This window comes from Salinicola corii (assembly GCF_008298015.1).
Lineage (GTDB): Bacteria > Pseudomonadota > Gammaproteobacteria > Pseudomonadales > Halomonadaceae > Salinicola > Salinicola corii.
On sequence record NZ_VTPX01000001.1, the window covers coordinates 286,422 to 306,627 of the forward strand.

General features: G+C 59.8%; 21 protein-coding genes and 1 tRNA gene. 14 read left to right on the forward strand and 8 right to left on the reverse strand.

Features of this window, described 5'->3' with window-relative positions:
• Positions 1-95 precede the first annotated feature (95 nt).
• The 4 genes from lptF (at position 96) to bfr (ending at position 3,420) form a co-directional block, all read left to right on the forward strand.
• Complete coding sequence (gene lptF, locus F0A16_RS01310; RefSeq protein WP_187775893.1) at positions 96-1,175, forward strand: LPS export ABC transporter permease LptF; 1,080 nt, start codon at positions 96-98, stop codon at positions 1,173-1,175.
• A complete protein-coding gene (lptG, locus tag F0A16_RS01315) occupies positions 1,175-2,239 on the forward strand; it encodes an LPS export ABC transporter permease LptG (RefSeq protein ID WP_149433593.1) in 1,065 nt (354 codons plus the stop codon). The genes lptF and lptG overlap by 1 nt, the downstream gene beginning before the upstream one ends.
• 192 nt (positions 2,240-2,431) lie before the next feature.
• On the forward strand, positions 2,432-2,635 hold the full coding sequence (locus tag F0A16_RS01320; RefSeq protein ID WP_149433594.1) for a (2Fe-2S)-binding protein: 204 nt from the start codon (positions 2,432-2,434) through the stop codon (positions 2,633-2,635).
• Positions 2,636-2,937: 302 nt separating this feature from the next.
• The gene (gene bfr / locus F0A16_RS01325; RefSeq protein ID WP_110598536.1) at positions 2,938-3,420 is read left to right on the forward strand and encodes a bacterioferritin; all 483 of its coding nucleotides are present in this window, start codon (positions 2,938-2,940) and stop codon (positions 3,418-3,420) included.
• Positions 3,421-3,514: 94 nt separating this feature from the next.
• Here bfr and F0A16_RS01330 read toward each other — a convergent pair whose 3' ends face one another.
• The 5 genes from F0A16_RS01330 to F0A16_RS01350 form a co-directional block, all read right to left on the reverse strand.
• Entirely contained in the window at positions 3,515-4,606 is a 1,092-nt protein-coding gene (locus tag F0A16_RS01330; protein ID WP_149433595.1) for a 5-(carboxyamino)imidazole ribonucleotide synthase, read from the reverse strand.
• Positions 4,603-5,109, reverse strand: coding sequence for a 5-(carboxyamino)imidazole ribonucleotide mutase (purE, locus tag F0A16_RS01335; protein ID WP_110598534.1), 507 nt, complete (start codon positions 5,107-5,109; stop codon positions 4,603-4,605). The genes F0A16_RS01330 and purE overlap by 4 nt, the downstream gene beginning before the upstream one ends.
• Positions 5,110-5,257: 148 nt before the next feature.
• Positions 5,258-5,488, reverse strand: coding sequence for a DUF1653 domain-containing protein (locus tag F0A16_RS01340; protein WP_149433596.1), 231 nt, complete (start codon positions 5,486-5,488; stop codon positions 5,258-5,260).
• On the reverse strand, positions 5,481-6,413 hold the full coding sequence (gene tcdA / locus F0A16_RS01345) for a tRNA cyclic N6-threonylcarbamoyladenosine(37) synthase TcdA (RefSeq protein ID WP_149433597.1): 933 nt from the start codon (positions 6,411-6,413) through the stop codon (positions 5,481-5,483). The genes F0A16_RS01340 and tcdA overlap by 8 nt, the downstream gene beginning before the upstream one ends.
• Positions 6,414-6,423: 10 nt before the next feature.
• Positions 6,424-7,242: a pseudouridine synthase gene (locus F0A16_RS01350; protein WP_149433598.1), complete on the reverse strand. Its 819-nt coding sequence runs from the start codon at positions 7,240-7,242 to the stop codon at positions 6,424-6,426.
• A gap of 242 nt (positions 7,243-7,484) precedes the next feature.
• Here F0A16_RS01350 and F0A16_RS01355 point away from each other — a divergent pair, with 242 nt between their 5' ends.
• The 5 genes from F0A16_RS01355 (at position 7,485) to F0A16_RS01375 (ending at position 11,489) form a co-directional block, all read left to right on the forward strand.
• Positions 7,485-8,213: an SIR2 family NAD-dependent protein deacylase gene (locus tag F0A16_RS01355; protein WP_149433599.1), complete on the forward strand. Its 729-nt coding sequence runs from the start codon at positions 7,485-7,487 to the stop codon at positions 8,211-8,213.
• Positions 8,214-8,410: 197 nt separating this feature from the next.
• Positions 8,411-9,370 (forward strand): bile acid:sodium symporter family protein, encoded by a 960-nt coding sequence (locus F0A16_RS01360; protein ID WP_149434078.1) that lies wholly within the window; start codon positions 8,411-8,413, stop codon positions 9,368-9,370.
• A 273-nt stretch (positions 9,371-9,643) separates the two neighbouring features.
• Positions 9,644-10,450, forward strand: coding sequence for a tRNA-uridine aminocarboxypropyltransferase (locus F0A16_RS01365; RefSeq protein ID WP_149433600.1), 807 nt, complete (start codon positions 9,644-9,646; stop codon positions 10,448-10,450).
• A 258-nt stretch (positions 10,451-10,708) separates the two neighbouring features.
• Positions 10,709-11,320 (forward strand): metal-binding protein ZinT, encoded by a 612-nt coding sequence (locus F0A16_RS01370; protein WP_420853059.1) that lies wholly within the window; start codon positions 10,709-10,711, stop codon positions 11,318-11,320.
• A 92-nt stretch (positions 11,321-11,412) separates the two neighbouring features.
• Positions 11,413-11,489, forward strand: a tRNA-Arg gene (locus F0A16_RS01375).
• Between the two features lie 287 nt (positions 11,490-11,776).
• Here the strand turns inward: F0A16_RS01375 and F0A16_RS01380 are convergent.
• The gene (locus F0A16_RS01380) at positions 11,777-12,727 is read right to left on the reverse strand and encodes a LysR substrate-binding domain-containing protein (RefSeq protein ID WP_149433602.1); all 951 of its coding nucleotides are present in this window, start codon (positions 12,725-12,727) and stop codon (positions 11,777-11,779) included.
• A 151-nt stretch (positions 12,728-12,878) separates the two neighbouring features.
• Here F0A16_RS01380 and F0A16_RS01385 point away from each other — a divergent pair, with 151 nt between their 5' ends.
• Entirely contained in the window at positions 12,879-13,805 is a 927-nt protein-coding gene (locus tag F0A16_RS01385) for a DMT family transporter (protein WP_149433603.1), read from the forward strand.
• Positions 13,806-13,861: 56 nt separating this feature from the next.
• Here the strand turns inward: F0A16_RS01385 and lpcA are convergent, their stop codons facing one another.
• Positions 13,862-14,440 (reverse strand): D-sedoheptulose 7-phosphate isomerase, encoded by a 579-nt coding sequence (gene lpcA, locus F0A16_RS01390; protein WP_149433604.1) that lies wholly within the window; start codon positions 14,438-14,440, stop codon positions 13,862-13,864.
• 157 nt (positions 14,441-14,597) lie between these two features.
• Between lpcA and F0A16_RS01395 the strand changes: the two genes are divergently transcribed.
• Positions 14,598-15,143 carry a GNAT family N-acetyltransferase gene (locus tag F0A16_RS01395; RefSeq protein WP_149433605.1) on the forward strand — a complete coding sequence of 182 codons (546 nt, stop codon included), beginning with the start codon at positions 14,598-14,600 and terminating at the stop codon, positions 15,141-15,143.
• A 34-nt stretch (positions 15,144-15,177) separates the two neighbouring features.
• On the opposite strand, the gene F0A16_RS01400 is transcribed toward F0A16_RS01395, so the two are convergent.
• Positions 15,178-15,900, reverse strand: a complete 723-nt coding sequence (locus F0A16_RS01400; protein ID WP_149433606.1) for a cation efflux transmembrane domain-containing protein — start codon at positions 15,898-15,900, stop codon at positions 15,178-15,180.
• A gap of 65 nt (positions 15,901-15,965) precedes the next feature.
• Between F0A16_RS01400 and F0A16_RS01405 the strand changes: the two genes are divergently transcribed.
• The 3 genes from F0A16_RS01405 to F0A16_RS01415 all read left to right on the forward strand — a co-directional run bounded on the left by F0A16_RS01405 (position 15,966) and on the right by F0A16_RS01415 (position 19,800).
• Positions 15,966-16,364: a MerR family transcriptional regulator gene (locus F0A16_RS01405; protein WP_149433607.1), complete on the forward strand. Its 399-nt coding sequence runs from the start codon at positions 15,966-15,968 to the stop codon at positions 16,362-16,364.
• A 551-nt stretch (positions 16,365-16,915) separates the two neighbouring features.
• Complete coding sequence (locus F0A16_RS01410; RefSeq protein WP_223119681.1) at positions 16,916-17,671, forward strand: hypothetical protein; 756 nt, start codon at positions 16,916-16,918, stop codon at positions 17,669-17,671.
• A gap of 197 nt (positions 17,672-17,868) precedes the next feature.
• Positions 17,869-19,800 carry an AAA family ATPase gene (locus F0A16_RS01415; RefSeq protein WP_149433609.1) on the forward strand — a complete coding sequence of 644 codons (1,932 nt, stop codon included), beginning with the start codon at positions 17,869-17,871 and terminating at the stop codon, positions 19,798-19,800.
• Positions 19,801-20,206 lie beyond the last annotated feature (406 nt).

The following is a 20,206-nucleotide window of genomic DNA, read 5'->3' on the forward strand; positions in this document are numbered from 1 at the left end:
AGCGGTAAACTTCCCGGCAGCAAGTCCGATGGCCGGGATCGTCCGGCCCGAGCGCAGGGTCGGGCTGCGGCAGGAAGCCAAATCAGGAGTCGATGTTGATTGTATCCCGTTATTTGACACGCGAGATTCTGCTGACCATGTCGGCGGTGGCCGGCGTGCTGTTGCTGGTGATCATGGGCAGTCGCTTCATTCGCTACTTCACCGACGCGGCCCAGGGCGAACTGCCACTCAGTGCGCTGGGCACGCTGATGCTTTTCCACATGCCCAGCTTTCTCGAGCTGGTGCTGCCGCTGTCGTTCTTCCTCGCGATTCTGCTCGCCTACGGCCAGCTCTACCTGAACAGCGAGATCACCGTGCTGGTCGCCTGCGGCATCAGCCCAAACCGGCTGTTGCAGGTCACGCTGCTGCCGGCCGTGCTGATCGCGGTGCTGGTCGGGCTTTGCAGCCTGTGGCTGACACCGGCGGGTGCCGCCCACAACGAGCGTCTGATCGACGAGCAGCAGAGTCAGCTCGATTTCTCGCTGCTGACACCCGGTCGATTCCAGGATTTCGGCAATGACCGCACCGCCTACACCCAGTCCCTCAGCGATGACCGGTCGCGCATGCAGAACGTCTTCATCAGCGAGCGCCAGACCGGTGGCAACGGGTCGCCGCAGCAGGTGGTGACGCGGGCCCAGAGTGGCTATCAGACCACCGATCCAGATACCGGCAGCCGCTACCTGGTACTCGAAAATGGTCAACGCTACAGCGTCGAGCCCGGCAGCCCGGTTGCGGAAAAGCTGGAGTTTGGTAGCTACGGCGTTCGATTGGCGACCGACGACACGGGAGAGGTCGATGTCGACAGCGAACTGATGAGCACGCCGGAACTGGTCGCCGACGGCGACGACGAGTCGATGGCGCAACTGCAGTGGCGCCTCTCGATGCCGTTGATGATTCCCATCCTGACCCTGCTGGCACTGCCGCTGTCGCGGGTCAATCCGCGCCAGGGGCGCTTCGCCAAGCTGCTGCCGGCGATCTTCCTGCACATCAGCTATCTCAGCCTGCTGCTGGCGGCCCAGGACGCGATCGCGCGGGGCAGTCTGCCGCCCGGCATCGGCATGTGGCCGATCCACTTGGTCTACTTGGCGCTGGGGTTGTTCCTGATCCGTCGCGACCAGACGCGGGGAGGCCGCTGATGTTGATCGATCGTCTCGACCGTTACATCGCCCGCAACGTGCTCGGCGCGATGCTGGTGGTTCAGGTCATGGTGCTGGGCCTGGACCTGGTGATCTCCTACATCAACGACCTGGGAGACGTCTCGGGTGGCTACACCGCCCTGGACGTGCTGCTCTATCTGATCATGCGGCTGCCCTGGCGCTTCTATGAATACGCCCCCGTCGCGGTGCTGATCGGCGCGCTGGTCGGCCTCGGCGGTATGGCTTCCAACAACGAACTGACGGTGATGCGTGCCTCGGGCCGTTCGCTGGGCCGCATTCTGCTGGGCGTGCTCAAGCCCCTGGTACTGGTGATCCTGATCACCATGGCGATAGGCGAGTTCGTCAGCCCGGCGACGGAGCAGCACGCCGAGGCGTGGCGGCTGGAGCAGTCGGAAGGCTCGGAAGCCGTGCTGTCGCACCGTGGCGGCTGGCAGCGGGAAGGGGACGACTTCTATCGGTTCGGCACCATTCGTGCCGACGATACCCTGATCAACTTCACCCGGTACCACTTCGATGGGCAACGGCTGGTCGATGCCACCCAGGCTGCGCGAGCGGTGTGGGATGGCGACGCCTGGACGCTGGAAGATGTCAGGATCACCCATTTCGAAGAGGGCGCGACTCGCGCCGAGACGCTGCCCAGCGAGAGCTGGGACACGGCGCTGACTCCGGCGCAGTTGACCCGACTGCTGCGCCCGCTGGACAGCCAGCCCATTACCAGCCTCTGGCGCTATGCCGACTATCTGCGAGCGCAGGGGCAGGAGGCCACGCAGCCACTGCTCTACTTCTGGCAGAAGAGCCTGCTGCCGGTGACGCTGGCCGGACTGGTGCTGCTGGCGGCCTCGTTCGTGTTCGGCCCGCTGCGTAGCGTGGCCGCGGGGACACGTATCTTCTATGGTGTGATCGTCGGCCTGACCTTCAAGTACCTGCAGGACCTGCTGGCGCCGGCGTCGGTGCTGTTCGGCTTCTCGCCCTCGCTGGCGGTGGTGGTGCCGACGGCGGCCTGCTATCTGCTGGGATTCTGGCTGTTGCGACGCACCGGCTGAGAATCAGATCGTAGACAGGTTCCGACAGACATCATAAAAGTGGATCATCGAGATGCCGCGACCCGAAAGGGCGCGGCGTTCTTGCGTTAAGCCGGCCTCCACTAATGTCAGGCGAGATGATTTCGATTACGGGTTGAAATTGCCTATGCGAATCATTTACATTTGCCATCACGTTACCAGTGAGGTTTGGCCGTGTACGTCTGTCTCTGTGTAGGGGTCACTGACCGCGATATCGAAAATGCCGTCTCGAGTGGCGCCCGCAGCTGGCGTGAAGTTCGCGAGGCCACCGGTTGTGCCGGCCAGTGCGGCAAGTGCGCCTGCACCGGCAAGAGCGTCATGCGCGAGGCGATCAGCCAGGAAATGGCGATGGATCCAGACCTCGCCTACGCGGTCTGACCGCGCTTGCACCCTCCCGCGGCCACGGCTTCTACTTGATTTCGAACCGATTTCCACCTTCGCGTCGTGACGGCGACGGCCTTGCGATAGCGCGAGTCGTTATCAGCCGCGTTTCCATCTGCCAACGGCTTGCAGATGAGATATTGTCGTAACCTACTGTAATGGTTGTAATTTCTGGATCGTATGGGTGATACTGCGGTCACTGGATCGATGCTGCCCGGCCGGGTGGTGTCGATCCGATGGGAGTGCGTGGCCACAACGTGCCTCCCCATCACCAGAGACACCATGAGGAGAACACGACAATGAAAGGCGACGCCAAGGTCATCACCTATCTCAACACCGTGCTCGGCAACGAGCTGGTCGCGATCAACCAGTACTTCCTGCACAGCAAGATGTACAAGGACTGGGGGCTCAGCGTGCTGGCGAAGTGGGAGTACGAAGAGTCCATCGAAGAGATGCAGCATGCCGACAAGCTGATCGAGCGCATCCTGTTCCTGGAAGGCATTCCTAACCTGCAGGACCTGGGCAAGCTCAATATCGGCGAGAACTGCCAGGAGATGCTCGAGAGCGATCTCAAGATCGAGCACAAGGCCCGCGCCGACCTGCAGGAAGCGATTCCCTACTGCGAATCCGTTCGCGATTACGTCAGCCGCGACCTGTTCATCAAGATTCTCGACGACGAAGAAGAGCACATCGACAAGCTCGAGGCGGAGCTGGGCCTGATCGACAAGGTCGGCATCCAGAACTATCTGCAGAAGCACATGTTCACGACCGACAAGGAGTGAGGCGCGGCGCCTGACCAGGCGCACGCTTCAACCAAAAGCCCCGATGTCAGCTCGAGCTGACACCGGGGCTTTTTTCGTGAGGTCCGGGCGACGATCAGCCGAGATCGTTGACCAGTAGCGTCTCGACCGCCTCGACGCGCGTCTCCAGTGTCTCGTCGTCCGCGGCCAGCACCGTGACATGACCGATCTTGCGGCCCGGCCGGGGCGCCTTGCCGTAGTCGTGCCAGCGGGTGCCGGGCAGGGCGAGCACGGCGTCGCGCTCGGGGAAGGCGCCGATCACGTTGAGCATCGCACACGGCGCCAGGCGGGCGGTCTCGCCCAGCGGCAGGCCGGCGACGGCGCGAACGTGATTCTCGAACTGGCTGGTCACCGCGCCCTCGATGCTCCAGTGGCCGGAGTTGTGGACCCGGGGAGCGATCTCGTTGGCGAGCAGCCCGGCGGCGGTGACGAAGAACTCGAACGCCATCACGCCGACATAATCGAGTTCGTTCATGACCCGGCTGGCGTAATCCTCCGCTTGCGCCTGCAGCGGGTGCGCGACCTGAGGCACCGAACGGTGCAGGATGCCCTGGCGATGCTCGTTGCGCACCACCGGCCAGTGGCGGATCTCGCCGTCGCGGCCGCGCACGGCAATCACCGAGATCTCGTGGTCGAAATCGATGAAGCCCTCGAGGATCAACGGCACGCCGCCCAGCTCCTCGAAGGTGCCGGCGACGTCTTCCGATTCGCGCAGCACCTTCTGGCCCTTGCCGTCGTAGCCCATGGTCCGGGTCTTGATCACCACCGGCAGGCCGATCTCGGCCACCGCGGTATCGAGGTCGGCCTGGCTGTCGATCCGGGCAATGGGCGGCACGTCGATATCCAGCGAGCGGAACAGCGACTTCTCGAGCCAGCGATCCCTCGCTGTGGCCAGCGCCGAGGCGGGCGGATAGGCCGGGCGGCGTTCGGCCAGCCGCTCGACGGCCTCGGCCGGCACGTTCTCGAATTCGAAGGTGATGGCGTCACAGGTGGCGGTCAGCGTGTTCAGCGCCTCCGGGTCCTGCCAGTCGGCCTGCAGGTGCTGGCCGTGGACAGCGGCACACGGCTCGCTGCCGGGATCGAGGAAGGTGAAGCGAATATCCAGTGGCGCGCCCGCTTGGGCGAGCATGCGGCCGAGCTGGCCGCCACCGACGATACCGATTCTCATGATGGCTCCTGATCTGCGGGTCGAGGATCGGGGTTGTCGAGCACCTGCTGCGTCTGTTCGGCGCGGAAGGCTTCCAGCGCCTCGCGGATGCGCTCGTCGTGGTTGGCCAGCATGGCGGCGGCGAGCAGGGCGGCGTTGATCGCCCCGGCACGGCCGATCGCCAGCGTCGCGGTGGGAATGCCGGCCGGCATCTGGACGATGGAGAGCAGCGAATCGACCCCGGAGAGCGTGCTCGACTTCACTGGCACGCCGAGTACCGGCAAGCGTGTCTTGGCGGCGCACATGCCCGGCAGGTGGGCCGCGCCACCGGCACCGGCGATGATCACTTCCAGGCCCCGGTCGGCAGCGGTCTCGGCGTATTCGAACAGCAGGTCCGGCGTGCGGTGGGCGGAGACCACCTTGGTTTCATGCTCGATACCCAGCTTTTCCAGGGTCTCGACGGTATGGCAGAGAGTCGACCAGTCCGACTTCGAACCCATGATCACGCCGACGCGTACGCTCATGCTTCCTCCCGTGGGAAATGATTCGCCGGCCCTTGTTGTGGATACCACCGCGTGGATTGTCGGGCCGTCGCTTGGAAAGCGGCGCATTATACCCGTCCTGTCGTCGGACGGCGATGGCCACTCGGGCTCCGCAGGCCCCGTGGCCGGGTCAGCGGAACGCTTTCTCCAGCGCGAACCGTGACACCGGTTCGTCGCTGACGCTGACCTGCTCGCAGAACATGGCGAGCGGGCGCACCCACAGCCCATAGTCGCCGTAGAGCGCCCGGTAGACCACCAGCCACTCCTCGGTCTCGCTGTGCTGGGCGACATCGAGTACCTCGTAGAGCTGGCCCTTGTAGTGACGATAGATGCCCGGTACCGGCTTGCGATGTTCACTCATGGGAAATCTCCTGGGTGTCGACTGACGGTTCTGCCGATAGTCGGGGTGTCTCCATCGCCGCTGGCGTCTGCGAGGGTTCGTCCGAGCGCGCGGCCTTGGCGGCAAGCCGGGTCAGCACGCGCCCGGCCGCCACGAAGCCGAAGGTGCCGGTGACCACGCTGACCGCGCCGAAGCCGGCGGCGCAGTCGAGGCGCGTGGCCTGGCCCGGGGCCGGCTTCTGCAGGCAGACTTCGCCATCCTCGCCGGGGTAGACCAGTTGCTCGTCGGAATAGACGCACTCGACGCCGAAACGGCGCTTGGGATTGCGCGAAAAGCCGAAGTCCCGGCGCAGCTTCGAGCGCACCTTGGCCAGCAGCGGGTCGTGTTCGGTGCGGGTGAGATCCGCCACCTGCACGCGGGTCGGGTCGCTCTGGCCGCCGGCGCCGCCGGTCACGGTGATCGGCAGCTTGCGGCGGTGGCAGTAGTGGATCAGCGCCGCCTTGGCGCCGACGTGATCGATGGCATCGATCACGTGATCGGCGTCGGCCGGAATCCGCTCGACCAGGTTGGTCGGCGTGACGAAGGCCGCGTCGGCATGAATCTCGATGCCGGGCCAGATCGCGCGGCAGCGCTCGGCCAGCACCTCCACCTTGGGCCTGCCGATCTGGCCGTCCAGGGCGTGAAGCTGGCGGTTGACGTTGGAGACGCAGACATCGTCGAGATCGATCAGCGTGAGCTTGCCGATGCCGGAACGCGCCAGCGCTTCCGCGCTCCAGCTGCCGACACCGCCCACGCCGATCACCACCACGTGGGCGCGACGAAAGGCGTTGGCCGCACGGGTACCGTAGAGACGCCGAATGCCGCCGAAACGGAAATCGTAGTCGTCACGCTCGCCGTCGTTGCCGGATTCGGGGGCGTCGTTGAAAGTCTTGGCGTCGTCGCTCATGGGGTCTCGATCATGAAAAGGCATCGCTCGGTTCGGCTGGCATCGTGCTCGCGCTGGGCGCCTGCCATCGGGCGCCGTGTCGTGTCAGGTGCGCCTGCCAGCCGAACCGGGTGAGCAGGGCGGAAAACGGGGCGTCGGGTGCCGCTTCCAGCATCAGCTTACGGCCCTCGAACGGGTGCGTCAGCGTCAATTGTACGGCGGATAGCAGCAGGTGCGGGCAATCCAGATGATCGCGAAAGTAGCGGTTGTGAATGCCCTTGCCGTGCTTGGCGTCATTGATGATCGGGTGACCGCAGTGGGCCAGGTGGCGCCGAATCTGGTGGCGACGCCCCGTTTCCGGCCGCGCTTCCATCAGCGAGTAGCGTGCCTGCGGGTAGCGATCGATCGCCACCGGGATCTCCGCCGTCGCCAGCCGCCGAAAATGGGTCAGCGCCGCCTGCGCCGGCATTTCCGCCTTGGGCCGAATGCCGTCCTCCTCGCGCAGCGGGGCGTCAATGCTGATCGCTTCCGGCCCCCAGCCGCGAACCACGGCCAGATAGCGCTTGGTCACGCGCTGCTCGGTGAAGGTGCGCGTCAGCGCCGCGGCCGCTTCGCTGTCCAGCGCGAACAGCAGCACGCCGCCGGTGGGGCGGTCCAGTCGATGAACCGGGTAGACGTGCTGACCGATCTGGTCGCGCAGGGTCTGCATCACGAAGCGGGTCTCGCCACGAGCCAGCGCCGTGCGATGTACCAGCATCCCCGGCGGTTTGGCCACGGCGATCAGCCGCGCATCGCGGTAGATCACCGCCAGCGGCGCAGGGCGCGCGGTCGTGGCAAGCGTCGCGGTCATGGAACGGGCTCGGAAAGCGAAATGGGTCGCTATTGTCGGGGCTGGGGCGGGGTATCTCAAGGGCCTGTCGCCCGCCTGGCCAAAGCAGGGGGCGTTGCGCCCGCCTCCCGAAGGGCGGATGTCGGCGGCGAGCGGTGCATGCTAGCCTCTGGGGCGACAAGTGAAATCATCCAGGGATCTGCGGCCGTGCCCGGTCCAATGTCTGACTTGAAGGCCTGACTTGAAGGGATGCGTATTGCGTCATGAGTGATGACACCCAACCTCATCTGGTGGTGCTGACCGGCGCCGGCATCAGCGCCGAAAGCGGCCTCAGGACCTTTCGCGACGGCGACGGCCTGTGGGAAAACCATCGTGTCGAGGACGTGGCGACCCCCGAAGCCTGGGCGCGCGATCCGGAGACCGTGCTGCGCTTCTACGACGAGCGTCGCGAGCAGACCCGCCGGGCACGCCCGAACGCTGCGCACCTGGCGCTGGCCGAGCTCGAGGCGGCGGGGTTTCGGGTCAGCGTGGTCACCCAGAATATCGACGACCTGCACGAGCGCGCCGGTTCACGCCATGTGCTGCACCTGCACGGCGAGATCCGGCTGGCGCGATCGTCCGTCGATGCCAACCTGCGTTACCCGGTGGAAGAGGTCTCGGCCCGAGGTACCATCGCGATCGGCGATCTGTGCGACAAGGGCAGCCAGCTACGGCCCGACGTGGTCTGGTTCGGAGAGGCCGTGCCGCGCTACGCGGAAGCCTGTGACATCGTCCAGGAGGCCGACGCGCTGCTGGTCGTCGGCACGTCACTGGCGGTGATGCCGGCGGCACTGCTGCTGGAACAGGCGCCGCTGGAGGCGCCGTGCTGGCTGGTCGACCCCCACGCCCGCGACTTGGTGCCACCCGGCGTGAGTCCCGTCGCGGAACCGGCCAGCCGGGGCGTGCCGGCGCTGGTGGCGCGGTGGCGCGAGCAGGGCGGTTTCGACGGCTGAAGGCCCCTCGGGCTTGCGCCCGGGGCGGGTATCCCCGGCGTCTGCCGCCTTTTGCCTATTTAGTCGCGGCTCGCGGTACGGCAAAATGGCTCGCCCTGTCGGTATCGGAGCCGCATCCGCCTTCGCATCGACCCCAACAGAGCCGCACGAGCGGCCCCGGCTTGCCCCATCGGCGAGCCATACCATCGCTAGGACACATCATCATGTTTGAACGCATCAACCGGTTGTTCCCGGTCTGGGCCGTCTTGCTGGCCGTCATCGCTGCCTTCGAGCCGCAGCTGTTCGTCGGGCTGAAAGCGGATATCAAGACGCTGCTCGTGGTGATCATGTTCGCCATGGGGCTGACCCTGACCCGCGAGGACTTCGCCCGCGTGATCAAGGCGCCCAAGCCGATCGCCGTCGGCGTCGTCCTGCAGTTCCTGATCATGCCGGTTGCCGCGCTGCTGGTGTCGCGCGTGCTGGGCCTGAGCCCGGAGCTCACCACCGGGATGATTCTGGTCGGCGCGACGGCGGGGGGAACGTCTTCCAACGTGATGACTTGGCTAGCTGGCGGTCACGTGGCGCTGTCGGTCTCGATGACCATGGTTTCCACGGTGATTTCCGTGGTGGCGACGCCGTTTATCACCTGGCTGCTGGTCGGCCAGACCATCGACGTGCCGGTGCTGGGCATGCTGATGAGCATCGCGCAACTGGTGATCGCGCCGATTGCACTGGGAGTCATCGTCCACCATCTGCTGGGGGCGCGGATCCAGAAGATCGAATCGGCCCTGGCGACGCTGGCCATGGCCGCCATCGTGCTGATCATCGCCATCGTGGTCGCGCTCAACGCCGGCAACCTGGCGACCCTGGGGCCCATCGTGGCGATTGCCGTCATCGCTCACAACAGCATCGGGCTTGCCGGCGGCTACTGGCTGAGCCGCGCGCTGGGCTTCGATATTCGCACCGCGCGCACCATCGCCTTCGAGGTGGGCCTGCAGAATTCCGGGCTGGCGGTCACCCTCGCCAACCAGTTCTTCACCGCCGGCGCCGCGCTGCCGGGAGCGCTGTTCTCTGTCTGGCACAATGTCTCCGGCTCCGTGCTGGCGGGCTACTGGAAACAGCGCGGCGTTCCCTCCCACGGCGAAACGTCGAAAGCGAGCGAGAGCCTCGGCCGCTGAGAGGGTGTTTACAAATTCGACGAGCGAAGGCAAGACAAGGCGAAATCGGTCGAAAAAAGGACCGGGCTGGCGTTCCAGTTTACATGTAGTAAATGAGTATTTTGACCGGGCTCGCGTACGAGGTCGATTTCAACGCCGTATTGCCGAGCGCAGGCATTTTGTAGACACCCTCTGAGGGATTGATACAGATCTTTCCTCGATTGCAGATCCGAGACAGCGAGGCGAAGTGCTAGAATGCGCGCCCCGCTTTTTTGCCCCAGAGACTGCCGATCCATGCGCAACGATGCCGATCTGACGACCGACCATCGGTCGCCGAGCGAGAACGATACCCCGAACGCCGACACTGGGTATCAACCGGCGGCCGGAGAGTCGGACCCGCCGCGCCGTGAGTTCAAGGCGCGGGGCAGCTTCGTCGAACGCTGCGACGGCTGTCGTCTGCCGGTGCTCAACTGCCTCTGCCCATACCGGGTGATGGCGACCAGCGACGCCCAGGTCTGGCTGCTGACGCACCCCTACGAGCACAACAAGCCCACCAATACCGGCCGCCTGATCGCCGATGTATTGCCGCAGACCCAGACCTTCACCTGGTACCGCACCGCGCCGGAAGCGCGCCTGCTTGCCTTGCTGGCGGACCGGCGCTACGTGCCGTTCGTGGTCTTTCCCGACGACCAGCCGGACTACCAGCATCGCGTGGTCGACGAGCGGGCGGTGATCGGCGCCAAGCAGGACGGCTTCATTCCCGTGTTCATCCTGATCGACGGGACCTGGCGCCAGGCGCGGCGCATCTTCCGCAAGAGCCCGTATCTGGAAGATCTGCCGGTATTGCCGCTCCACACGGATCGTCTGACCCGCTATCGGCTGCGCAAGCCGGCCTCGGCCTCGCACCTTTGCACCGCCGAAGTCGCCGCCGAACTGCTGCGCAAGACCGGCGACGCCGACGCCGCCAACGTGCTCGACGACTACTTCGACGCCTTCAATGAAAGCTACGCCGCGAGCCGTTTCTACCACAAGATCGAAAAGCCCAATGCCGCCATGCAGCGGCTGCTCGACCGACGGGCCTTCGGCGCCAGCTACGCCTGACCCAGTCGCGTGACTGCTGCCCAACAGTGCGCCTCGCGCCCGGGATCCTGACCGACGCGAGTCTAGCGCCGCGTTGCATCCGTAACCCATCCTCTCTGGCCGCTCCGCCTCCGGGCGCTTGTCGTGGTTGATAAATCGTTATGTTATAACGTATTGTGTTGATCGCGTTTCGATCTTCGTCCGTTCAAAAAAGAGAGCCAATTCATGAAATTGTTGTCAGCGCACAGCGCGGGTGTGGTGGTCGTCGGACTATTGACGATGGGGAGTCATTCAACCGTCTGGGCGGCGGATCACGAGCACGATCATGACGATCACGCTCATGACCACGGTCAGGACAAGGACATCTACGCCGGTTACTTCGACGACGACCAGGTCGAGGATCGAAAGCTCTCCGACTGGGCAGGGGACTGGCAGTCGGTCTATCCCTACCTGCAGGACGGCACCCTCGACCCGGTGTTCGCCCACAAGGCGGCGCATGGCGACAAGACGGCAGCGGAGTACAACGCCTACTACGAGAAGGGCTACCAGACCGATGTGAACCGTATCGTCATCGACGGCGACGATGTCACCTTCTACGAGGGGGACGAGGCGCATACGGGCGAGTACATCTACGACGGTCATGAAATTCTGACCTATGAAGCCGGCAATCGCGGCGTGCGCTATGTCTTCGAGCGGGAAGGTGGCGACGAGGAAGCGCCGAAATACTTCCAGTTCAGCGACCATGCCATATCGCCCAACGACGCGGACCACTACCACCTCTACATGGGCGACGACCGCGACGCGCTGCTCGAGGAGGTCACCAACTGGCCCACCTACTACCCCTCCGACCTGAGCGGTGAGGAAATCACCGAAGAGATGATGGCGCACTAAGCGTCGGATAAGCGCTGGCGTTCGGGGGTTTCATTTCGGGCCCCGATGCACTCGCGTCGGAGGCCCGAGCAATGTTATCTTCTGCGCCGTGCGCCCGAATAGCTCAATTGGATAGAGTACCGGCCTTCGAAGCCGTGGGTTGCAGGTTCGAGTCCTGCTTCGGGCGCCAGTCCCTCTCGGCCGCAGTGACGACCTTCCGCAGTGACGACTTTGTTCGCGAACTGCTGATATGCAGCGGTATTCGAGACACTCTCTTCCCCGCCGTTCCTCGTCATTTCCGATCCATGCAGTACCCTCGTGGTATAGCGTGTGTTCTGTCGCCTGTTCGAACTCGAGCGCTATACCAGGACGCCCCTGGCCCCCCGCCAGGTCGAGAAACCCAGCCCGTACCCCGAAGTTCAAACCCTGGGCAAGGCAGGCGTGGCCGGCGCAGGCCACCAAGCGCGTAGTGGTGACTTACGGCTCCGGCATGCCGGGGGTGGTCAGGCTGAAATGACGGGCCTCGTCGAGCAGCCAGTCGATGAACTCGCGAATACCTTCCGGTGGCTTGCCGTTGTCGGGGATGACCAGTTCATAACGGAACGGAGACGGCAGCATCCATCGATCGCCGAACGGGCAGGTCAGGACGCCGCTGACCAGGCGATCCGCGACCACCGGCAGACTGGCGAGGATCAGGCCGCGACCCGCGATGACCTGATCCAGGGCGAGGCCATACAGCGAGTAGTGACGCAAGGTCGGAAGGGGTTGCCCGGCCAGGCCCGCCGCGGAAAACCAGTCTCTCCAGTTCGGAAAGCTCCCACTCCCCGACGTCGACCAGCAGACATCGAACAGGGTGTGTGCCAGCAAGTCGTGTGGCTGTTCGATGGGTCGGTGGTCGAGTAATGTCGGTGAGCAGACCGGGACCAGTACATCCCCGAACAGTGGTAGCGTACTCACGCCGGGCCAGGGAGGCCGGCCGTAGCGTAGAGCCAGACGGGCGTCCGTATCGTGCCAACTGGGTTCGCTAAGCGCCTGGCTGGCGTCGATCGAGATCTCCAGTTGGCGGTGGCGGAGTTCGAAATCGGCCAACCGTGGCAGCAGCCACAGCTGGGTGAAAGAGGGTGGTGCGCTGAGCAGCAGGCGAGTGACGTCAGGCGTGATATTGGCGATCGCCTCCATGCCGGCCGCGATACGCGCCAGACCGGCATCGACATCCTCGGCGAGGCGTCTTCCGGCGGCCGTGGTTCTGACACCGTTGGCATGACGCTCGAACAGTGTCACCGCCAGACGCTCCTCGAGTTGCTTGATCTGACGGCTGACCGCCCCAGGCGTGACACCTAGTCGGTCTGCCGCCACCTTGAAGCTGCCCTCGCGAGAGGATTCCGCGAAGGCGCGCAGGCCATTGAGAGGCAGGCGTTCGATTTTCATGTGTTGAGTTTTCCTGAGCCTGGCCCTGCAAGATAATCGCTTGGCGGCCCAGGCGGCAAATGGTCCACTTCCCGACCGGATTCATCGAGTTTCCAGGCACGGCGCAGATATCGCCGATACCTGTGTGAGCCGCATCGAGGGGGGAGGTCCCATGTCTTGTTCTTCCGCATCATCCACAGCCGCAACGGCGTTACCGACGCGTCGTGCCATCGATGTGCCGGCCGGCGCGGCCATGGTGCTGTTCTGTGTGGCGCTGGGCCTGCAGCAGGTGGCGATCAAATCGGCCGCGGCGGACATTGCCCCGCTGAGTCAGATTGCGCTGCGTTCGATGCTGGCCGCCATTCTCATATGGAGGCTGGCGGCCCTGCGAGGCATCCGATGGCGTGATTTCGTGGCGGGCCTCGGGCCGGGGATACTGGTTGGCCTGGGCTTTACCTTCGAGTTCGTCTTCGTGGCGTTGGGGCTCCACTACACCACGGCATCTCACATGTCGGTCTTCCTGTATACCGCGCCGGTATTCGCGGGCCTTGGGCTGCATTTCCTGGTACCTGGAGAACAATTGGTCAAGCGCCAGTGGTGGGGCATGGCGCTGGCCTTTGCGGGCCTGGTGCTCGCCATGGCGCCCAGCGGCGAGGGCGCGAATGCTGGAGCCATGCTGGTGGGGGATGTCTTCGGTCTGCTGGCGGGCATGAGTTGGGCGGCCACGACGTTGGTGCTACGGCGTACTTCGCTGTCGGAGGCGCCGCCGCTGCAGACCCAAGGTTATCAACTGCTGACCGCGGGCGTGCTGTTGTTGCCGGTGGCGCTGTTCAGCGGCGATCTCGCGGCGATACGATTCAGTTGGATCGCCGTTACCAGCCTGGCCTTCCAGACGCTGGTGATTTCCTGCGCGGCGCTGTTGCTGTGGTTCGCGCTACTGCGCCGGTACTGGGCATCGCAGCTGGGGGTATTCTCGTTTCTGTCGCCCATTTTCGGGGTGATGTTTGGCGCACTACTGCTTGATGAACCACTGACCGTCAGTTTCTTGGTCGGCGGAGCCATGTTGTTGGCCGGAATCGTCACGGTCTCACGCGGCTGACACTTGATGCCGTTATCGATCTTGTCGTGGCGCGCGAATGGGTTCGGTCTTGCCTCTCACTCCACCAGTTTCTCGACCATCAAAATGATTGAGTGGATCACCTTGATATGGATCTCCTGGATACGGTCGGCGTAGCCAAAGTGAAGAACCCGGACTTCCACGTCGGCGAGCCCCGCCAATCTGCCGCCATCCTTGCCTGTCAGCAGTATGACGTTCATGTTCTGGGCTCGGGCTGCCTCGACCGCCTTGATGATGGTCTCGGAGTTACCTGAGGTCGAAAGACCGAACAGTACATCTCCTTGCCGGCCTACGGCTTCGACATAGCGCGAGAAGACGTGTTCATAGCCGAAATCATTGGCGACACAGGAGAGGTGGCTGGGATCGGAGATTGCGATGGCCGGCAAGCCCCGGCGATTCTCCCGAAAGCGCCCGGTGAGTTCTTCGGCGAAATGCATGGCGTCGCAGTGTGAGCCGCCATTGCCACAGGCGAGCACTTTTCCACCGGCTTTGAAGCGCGCCGCCAACAGCTCCGCCGCTTGCGTGACGGCTTCCAGTTGGGCTTCGTCCTGGCTGAAGCGAGCCAACACATCCGCCGCCTCGCGCAATTGATCTTTTACGATGTTTTCCAATTTCAATCGTGCATCCTCTGGTCGGCAGTGTGTTTAAGAGTACACGCGGGTGGTGTCGCCGATGAAATCGGCGACCGGCATAATGAGCGATTGGTCCAAACCATCACCTCTCCTTCGCGCCTGAGCTAGGGGAGAGGCGACGCGAAAAACGTGGGTCCTTACGATGATGAAGGTGGAAATCTTTCAGCCCGGTGCAGAGCACAGGGCGGCGTTCCTGGCCGCTGTTCAGCGCAGCGAATCCCTCTTGGGCGGGTGGGTCTCGCCACCAGATACACCGGAGAAATACGCCGATTATCTGCGTCGGTACTCGGCGGATACCCACTACAGCTACCTGGCCAGGACGAGAGACGGCAACTTGGTCGGCTGTATCAACCTGAACGAAATTGTTCGCGGCGCGCTCCAGTCGGCGTATCTCGGCTACCACGCGTTCAGTCCGAACCAGGGCAAAGGGCTGATGAAGGAAGCATTGAGCGCCGTGATCTCCAGCGCCTTTGGCGAACACGAGCTTCATCGGCTGGAGGCCAACATTCAGTCAGGCAACGTGCGGTCGGTTGGCCTGGCCAAATCCATGGGCTTTCGGTTGGAGGGGTATTCGCCGCGATACCTGAAAATCGATGGTGAGTGGAGAGATCATGAGCGGTATGCGATCACGTCGGAGGATTGGGCTGTCGAGGCAGCGGCCGCCCGCGACCAGTCCAAAGACTCCTGAACGTAGCCGCCACCTGAGCGCCCTCGTTGGGTCATCAAACCCTAGCGTCGGATGACCCTGCACCACATGACGAGCTAGCCTTGCAGCAAGCCTCTTTGCTCGGTGCAGCCGAATCGCTCAAGGGAGCGCTTGCGTTCTCTGTGGCCGTATCTCTCCATGCCACCACTGCTTCGGTCGACACCTGCCAAGCCGAATGCAGGAACAGTGCAGCAATGGCCAGGCCGACGATCACGTCCGGCCAGAGCGAGCCGGTCACGCCGACGGCGATGGCGGCCAGCACCACGCTGGTATTCGCGATGAGATCGTTGCGCGAACAGAGCCAGGTCGAGCGCATATTGAGATCCGCGGAGCGATAGCGCAGCAGCATGATGAAGCAGACCGCGTTGGCCGCCAGTGCCAGCATCCCCATGATGCCCATCGCGCCGGCCTCGGGCACGCTGCCTGCCACGCTCTTGTGGACTGCTTCGGCGATGACCGCCAGACCGAAAACGAACATGAACAAGCTTTTGACCAGCGCTGCGCCGGCTCGCGTTCGGTCACTTCGGTTCAGCGCGTATAACGTCAGCAGGTAGACGGTGGCGTCACCGAACATATCGAGCGAGTCAGCCAGCAGCGCCGTGGACCCGATCAGCCAGCCCGCCACGAACTCGATCACGAACATCAAGCCGTTGATACCGAGCACCCAGTACAACACCTTCGCTTGCGCGCCCCGCAATTGCGCCAGCTCGCCAACCTTGTTCTCGCAGCAGGAATCCATGCCAGTGCCTCCTCGAATGATTGACTGATAGCATGAAGGTTCTAGCCGCTATAGGGTCAAGCATCATGGAGTCTCGGATAACCATCGGTCAGCTTGCCAAGGCTACCGACACCAAGGCGGTGACCATCCGCTATTACGAGAGCGCGGGGCTTGTCTCGCCGGTGACCAGAACCGAGGGCGGTTATCGCCTCTACACGGATCGGGAGCGGGATCGCCTGATCTTCATCAAGCGCGCCCGCCTCCTGGGGTTGAGCCTTGAGGACGTGAAATCGTTGCTCGGGCTCGCCGATGACGAGAACGCACCCTGTGGGCAGGTCGATTCGATCATCCACGAGCAACTGGAGCGGGTCAGGTCAAGGCTGAAGGATCTACAGCAACTGGAGCGGGAACTCGACCGGCTCGAGCAATGCTGCCAGGCGGACACGGTGGCCGACTGCAAAATCATCGAGTCGCTCTCGCAGTGACAGCGACGAGTGGGTGGCCACGCCCCTGTGGCCACCATCCTGCCCCTATCTCGCCGCAACCTGCCGGCGCGCTGTCGACTCCCCGCCCCGCCTGCGCGCTAAATGGGTCGGTTTTGATGCAGCGTTGCAGGTGGCTCCAAGCCGCGCCATTACTGGAGCGGTGGGGCGATTTGGAGTGCTAGAAAACGATGCGGAATGACGCATTTTGCAGTGGAGTCGACGAAAGGCGGGGAGTGTTGCGTGGAGAAATGAAACGGAATGTGGCAGATTGATACAAAAGGTATTCCTGAGAGAGATTATCAGGTTTGATGGGTTCCGAACCAAAGCGGAAGTGATTTCAGCTTTATCTATATAATTTGCATATGATAAATAGCGGGATAAAGTAAAATGAATATTAGATTTAGTTTTATTAGGGTTGAGTTGAAATTTTAGGCAAGCAATATGGTTAAGTGGTAAGGCGTATGGCCACGTAACGCCTGTTAAGAATATGGATAATAATCATTATGTATACTCAGAATTTTAGATTGTTGACTCAAGAGGGGCATTTAACAATGTCCAGTCTCTTGGGTGGATTGAATTCAATAAGAAGCTCAAATATTGATGATGGGCATAGAGGGTTATTTTATTCAGGTTTATTCGAGTTGGCTACAGGCTTTGAACGTTTGATGAAAATAGTTCTTGTTCTTGATCATCAGCTTAAAAATGATTTGAGGAACCCCACTAATAAAGAGTTAAAATCTTTTGGTCACAACATCAAAGAGCTTTTCCAAAAGTGTTCAAATCTGACAGATGATTATGGTTTGCGGATGGAGCTAAATTTAGATGAAAAGCAGGACAAAATTGTCTCCACACTTACAAATTTTGCTAAAAGCTCTCGGTATTACAACCTAGATGTCTTGACTAATCGCAACAGTGATGACGACCCGATGAGGCTATGGGTGTCAGTGATTTATGATCATATATGGAGTTTGCGTGTTGACGTGCGTGCAAAGTTACAGAATAAAGCAATTCAAGTTTCTGATCGCTCAGGGGGCGCTGGAAGTTGGCTGCAAAATATAGATGGCAATTGGATTACAATGGTTGAATTCTGCTATTTGATGGCTGCTACAGATAAGGCTAATCCTCATATTGTTTGGTCGATAATTAAAATCCTCCATCCGTTTTATGCGTTGTTGTGTTATCAGTGTGAGAAGCTTCATGAGTCGTATACGGCAATGGGTAAGAAAGATGAAGTGCCATATATGTACGAGTTTTTTCCTTTCTTGTTGGTTTCCAAGGAGGATGCTTTAAGAAAGAAAAAATGGTAATGGATGAGTTAGAATTCGTATGAAAAACTGTGGTGCGACGATAGGCAATATTGGCCGTTAGTTTGCCGGTTGCTGGATGCCGGGCCGAAGTCGGCGATGATGGAGCTGTCTTTTAGATCGGTGTTTATCTGGCCTTCTGCAAATAAGAATAATGGATTGTATTGCTGACATTAGATCTCAAGGTTTGGAGGGTGGGGATGAAGATCGGATCAGTCCAAATTAAAAATTTCCGCACATTCAAAAATGAAACAATTTATTTTGATAATTATAATTGTTTTGTTGGGCCCAATGGTTCCGGAAAATCTACAGTCATGAATGCCCTGAATGTATTCTTTCGTCAGTACAAAGACGCTAAGACCGACCTAAGCAAACTTTCAATTGATGATTTTCACCACAAAAATATAAGTGAACCAATTTGGGTGACGGTTACATTTAAGGAGCTTTCGAATCAGGCAAAAGAAGATCTTTCCGATTATGTCAGACAGGAACGTCTGGTTGTTTCAGCGAAGGCTGAATTTGATGAGGGCACTGAAAGAGCAGAAGTTAAACAATATGGTAATCGTCTGGGGATGGACGAGTTCAAAAGATTTTTTGATGCCGAAAAATCCAAGCAACCTGTAGCTGAGCTCAGGCAGATTTTCGCAGGGTTCAGGGAAAAGTGGCCGGAAATTTCGAATGCTACGTCAAAAGCGGATATGGCAAAAGCACTTAACGAGTTTGAAGCAGCGCATCCAGATATCTGTAATTTGATTCCCAGTGAAGATCAGTTTTATGGCGTTTCTAAAGGTTCTAATAGGCTGGCACCGCATATACAGTGGGTCTTCGTTTCGGCATCAAAGGATTTTTCAGAAGAAGCAGAAGAAAATAAGAACTCTGCTCTTGGGCAGCTGCTATCAAGAGCTATTAGGGCAAAAGTTAATTTCACAGACAAAGTGACAAGCTTGCGAGAGGAGGTAAGAGAAAGCTATCGGAAAATACTACAAGAAGAACAAAATGTTCTTTCAAGCATATCTGGTTCACTTGAAAGCAAGCTAAAGCTGTGGGCGAATCCGGGGGCAACAGCTAGAGTGCTCTGGAAAAATGACGCGGACAAATCGATTAAAATAGAAGAGCCCTTTGCTCATATTCAAATTGGTGAAAAAGGTTTCGAAAGCGAGTTGGCAAGATTTGGCCATGGTATGCAGAGGTCGTATCTTCTAACTTTATTGCAAGAGTTGGCTGACGTGGAAGATGAAAGCGCACCAACTCTTGTTATGGCGATTGAGGAACCTGAACTTTACCAGCACCCGCCGCAAGCAAGATACTTGTCAGAGGTGTTGCAGGAGTTGACAGACGATAATTCTCAAATACTTGTATGCTCGCACAGTCCGTACTTTATACCCAGTGACGACTTTCACAATGTGCGAATGGTTAAAGAGGTGGGAACTCCCTCTCAATCCATAGTGACATCTCTAACCTATAGTGACTTGTCTAAAGAGTTGGTTGATGCCGGTGAAAAGGCAGTCAAAGAAACCGGGATGATAGCAAAGCTATATCCAACACTGCGGCCAGAAATCAGTGAAATGTTTTTTAGCAGAAGGCTGGTTTTGGTTGAAGGTATTGAAGATGTTGCCTATTTAAGTTCTTACATTGAATTGATGGGTAGGCTTTCCGATTTTAGACGTTTCGGTTTTCATATAATCCCAGTTGGTGGAAAAAATGAATTAATAAAACCATTGGCTATCACTAAGCTTTTAAATATTGAGGTCTTTGTAGTATGCGACGCTGATACTGACAGAGTCAGAGAGGATGAGGTGGCTAAACATAAAAAGGACAATGCAGCTATCTTGCACCTGTTAGGTCATGATAAGAATGAAAACTGGCCTGGTGTAGATATTAAAAAACACAACCTAAGAATGTGGAAAACAAATATAACCAACACCATTAGCCCTGAGATTGGTGAAGGCTGGAAGCAGCATGAAGATCAAGCGGCTGCGCATTACGGTAATGCAGGCGGGTTAAAGAAAAATCCTCTGGCAGTCTCTAGAGCATTGCAAAGTGCATGGGATGCTGGGCTACGATCCGAAACACTGATAGAGCTAGTGAATAACCTTTTGACCCAAGGGACGAAGGAAGCTGGGCAGAGCTAAACATTCGCAAATGAGCAGGATACATTTCTTACATGTCAGCTCGAGAGAGTTCTTTTTCTCGATGGTGAGATTTCAGAAAGCTCTCTCTGACAATAAGATAAGGACGTTCGCTCTACTGCTGCATCATTTTGGCAACTCGCAACGAGCACTACATTGTCTTTATCTAAAATAAAACCCTAAGGTCGTAAGCTGACCTGAGGCCGATCTGTGACAATGGTCATGTGGGGAGGATGACCCTCCGAATACATCCAATGGCATACCGCATGGCATATCGCTACGCGTTATCACCTTTCAATGTGTTCATAATCAATAGCCTACATGCATTTTATAATCCTGCTTCGGCCCGTTCGGCTATCCTTTAGCCGCTCTAAGGCAAAGTCTGCCGTTGTTCGTCCTTAGCCAATGC

Excerpts from the sequence above, each read along its gene's own strand:
- F0A16_RS01330 (WP_149433595.1), bottom strand. The coding sequence starts at position 4,606 with ATGAGAATCGGTATCGTCGGTGGCGGCCAGCTCGGCCGCATGCTCGCC.
- F0A16_RS01415 (WP_149433609.1), top strand. The coding sequence starts at position 17,869 with ATGAAGATCGGATCAGTCCAAATTAAAAATTTCCGCACATTCAAAAAT.
- F0A16_RS01400 (WP_149433606.1), bottom strand. The coding sequence starts at position 15,900 with ATGGATTCCTGCTGCGAGAACAAGGTTGGCGAGCTGGCGCAATTGCGG.
- F0A16_RS01365 (WP_149433600.1), top strand. The coding sequence starts at position 9,644 with ATGCGCAACGATGCCGATCTGACGACCGACCATCGGTCGCCGAGCGAG.
- F0A16_RS01395 (WP_149433605.1), top strand. The coding sequence starts at position 14,598 with ATGATGAAGGTGGAAATCTTTCAGCCCGGTGCAGAGCACAGGGCGGCG.
- F0A16_RS01355 (WP_149433599.1), top strand. The coding sequence starts at position 7,485 with ATGAGTGATGACACCCAACCTCATCTGGTGGTGCTGACCGGCGCCGGC.
- F0A16_RS01380 (WP_149433602.1), bottom strand. The coding sequence starts at position 12,727 with ATGAAAATCGAACGCCTGCCTCTCAATGGCCTGCGCGCCTTCGCGGAA.
- tcdA (WP_149433597.1), bottom strand. The coding sequence starts at position 6,413 with ATGAGCGACGACGCCAAGACTTTCAACGACGCCCCCGAATCCGGCAAC.
- F0A16_RS01350 (WP_149433598.1), bottom strand. The coding sequence starts at position 7,242 with ATGACCGCGACGCTTGCCACGACCGCGCGCCCTGCGCCGCTGGCGGTG.
- bfr (WP_110598536.1), top strand. The coding sequence starts at position 2,938 with ATGAAAGGCGACGCCAAGGTCATCACCTATCTCAACACCGTGCTCGGC.
- purE (WP_110598534.1), bottom strand. The coding sequence starts at position 5,109 with ATGAGCGTACGCGTCGGCGTGATCATGGGTTCGAAGTCGGACTGGTCG.
- F0A16_RS01410 (WP_223119681.1), top strand. The coding sequence starts at position 16,916 with ATGTCCAGTCTCTTGGGTGGATTGAATTCAATAAGAAGCTCAAATATT.
- F0A16_RS01405 (WP_149433607.1), top strand. The coding sequence starts at position 15,966 with ATGGAGTCTCGGATAACCATCGGTCAGCTTGCCAAGGCTACCGACACC.
- F0A16_RS01340 (WP_149433596.1), bottom strand. The coding sequence starts at position 5,488 with ATGAGTGAACATCGCAAGCCGGTACCGGGCATCTATCGTCACTACAAG.
- lptG (WP_149433593.1), top strand. The coding sequence starts at position 1,175 with ATGTTGATCGATCGTCTCGACCGTTACATCGCCCGCAACGTGCTCGGC.
- F0A16_RS01385 (WP_149433603.1), top strand. The coding sequence starts at position 12,879 with ATGTCTTGTTCTTCCGCATCATCCACAGCCGCAACGGCGTTACCGACG.
- F0A16_RS01370 (WP_420853059.1), top strand. The coding sequence starts at position 10,709 with ATGGGGAGTCATTCAACCGTCTGGGCGGCGGATCACGAGCACGATCAT.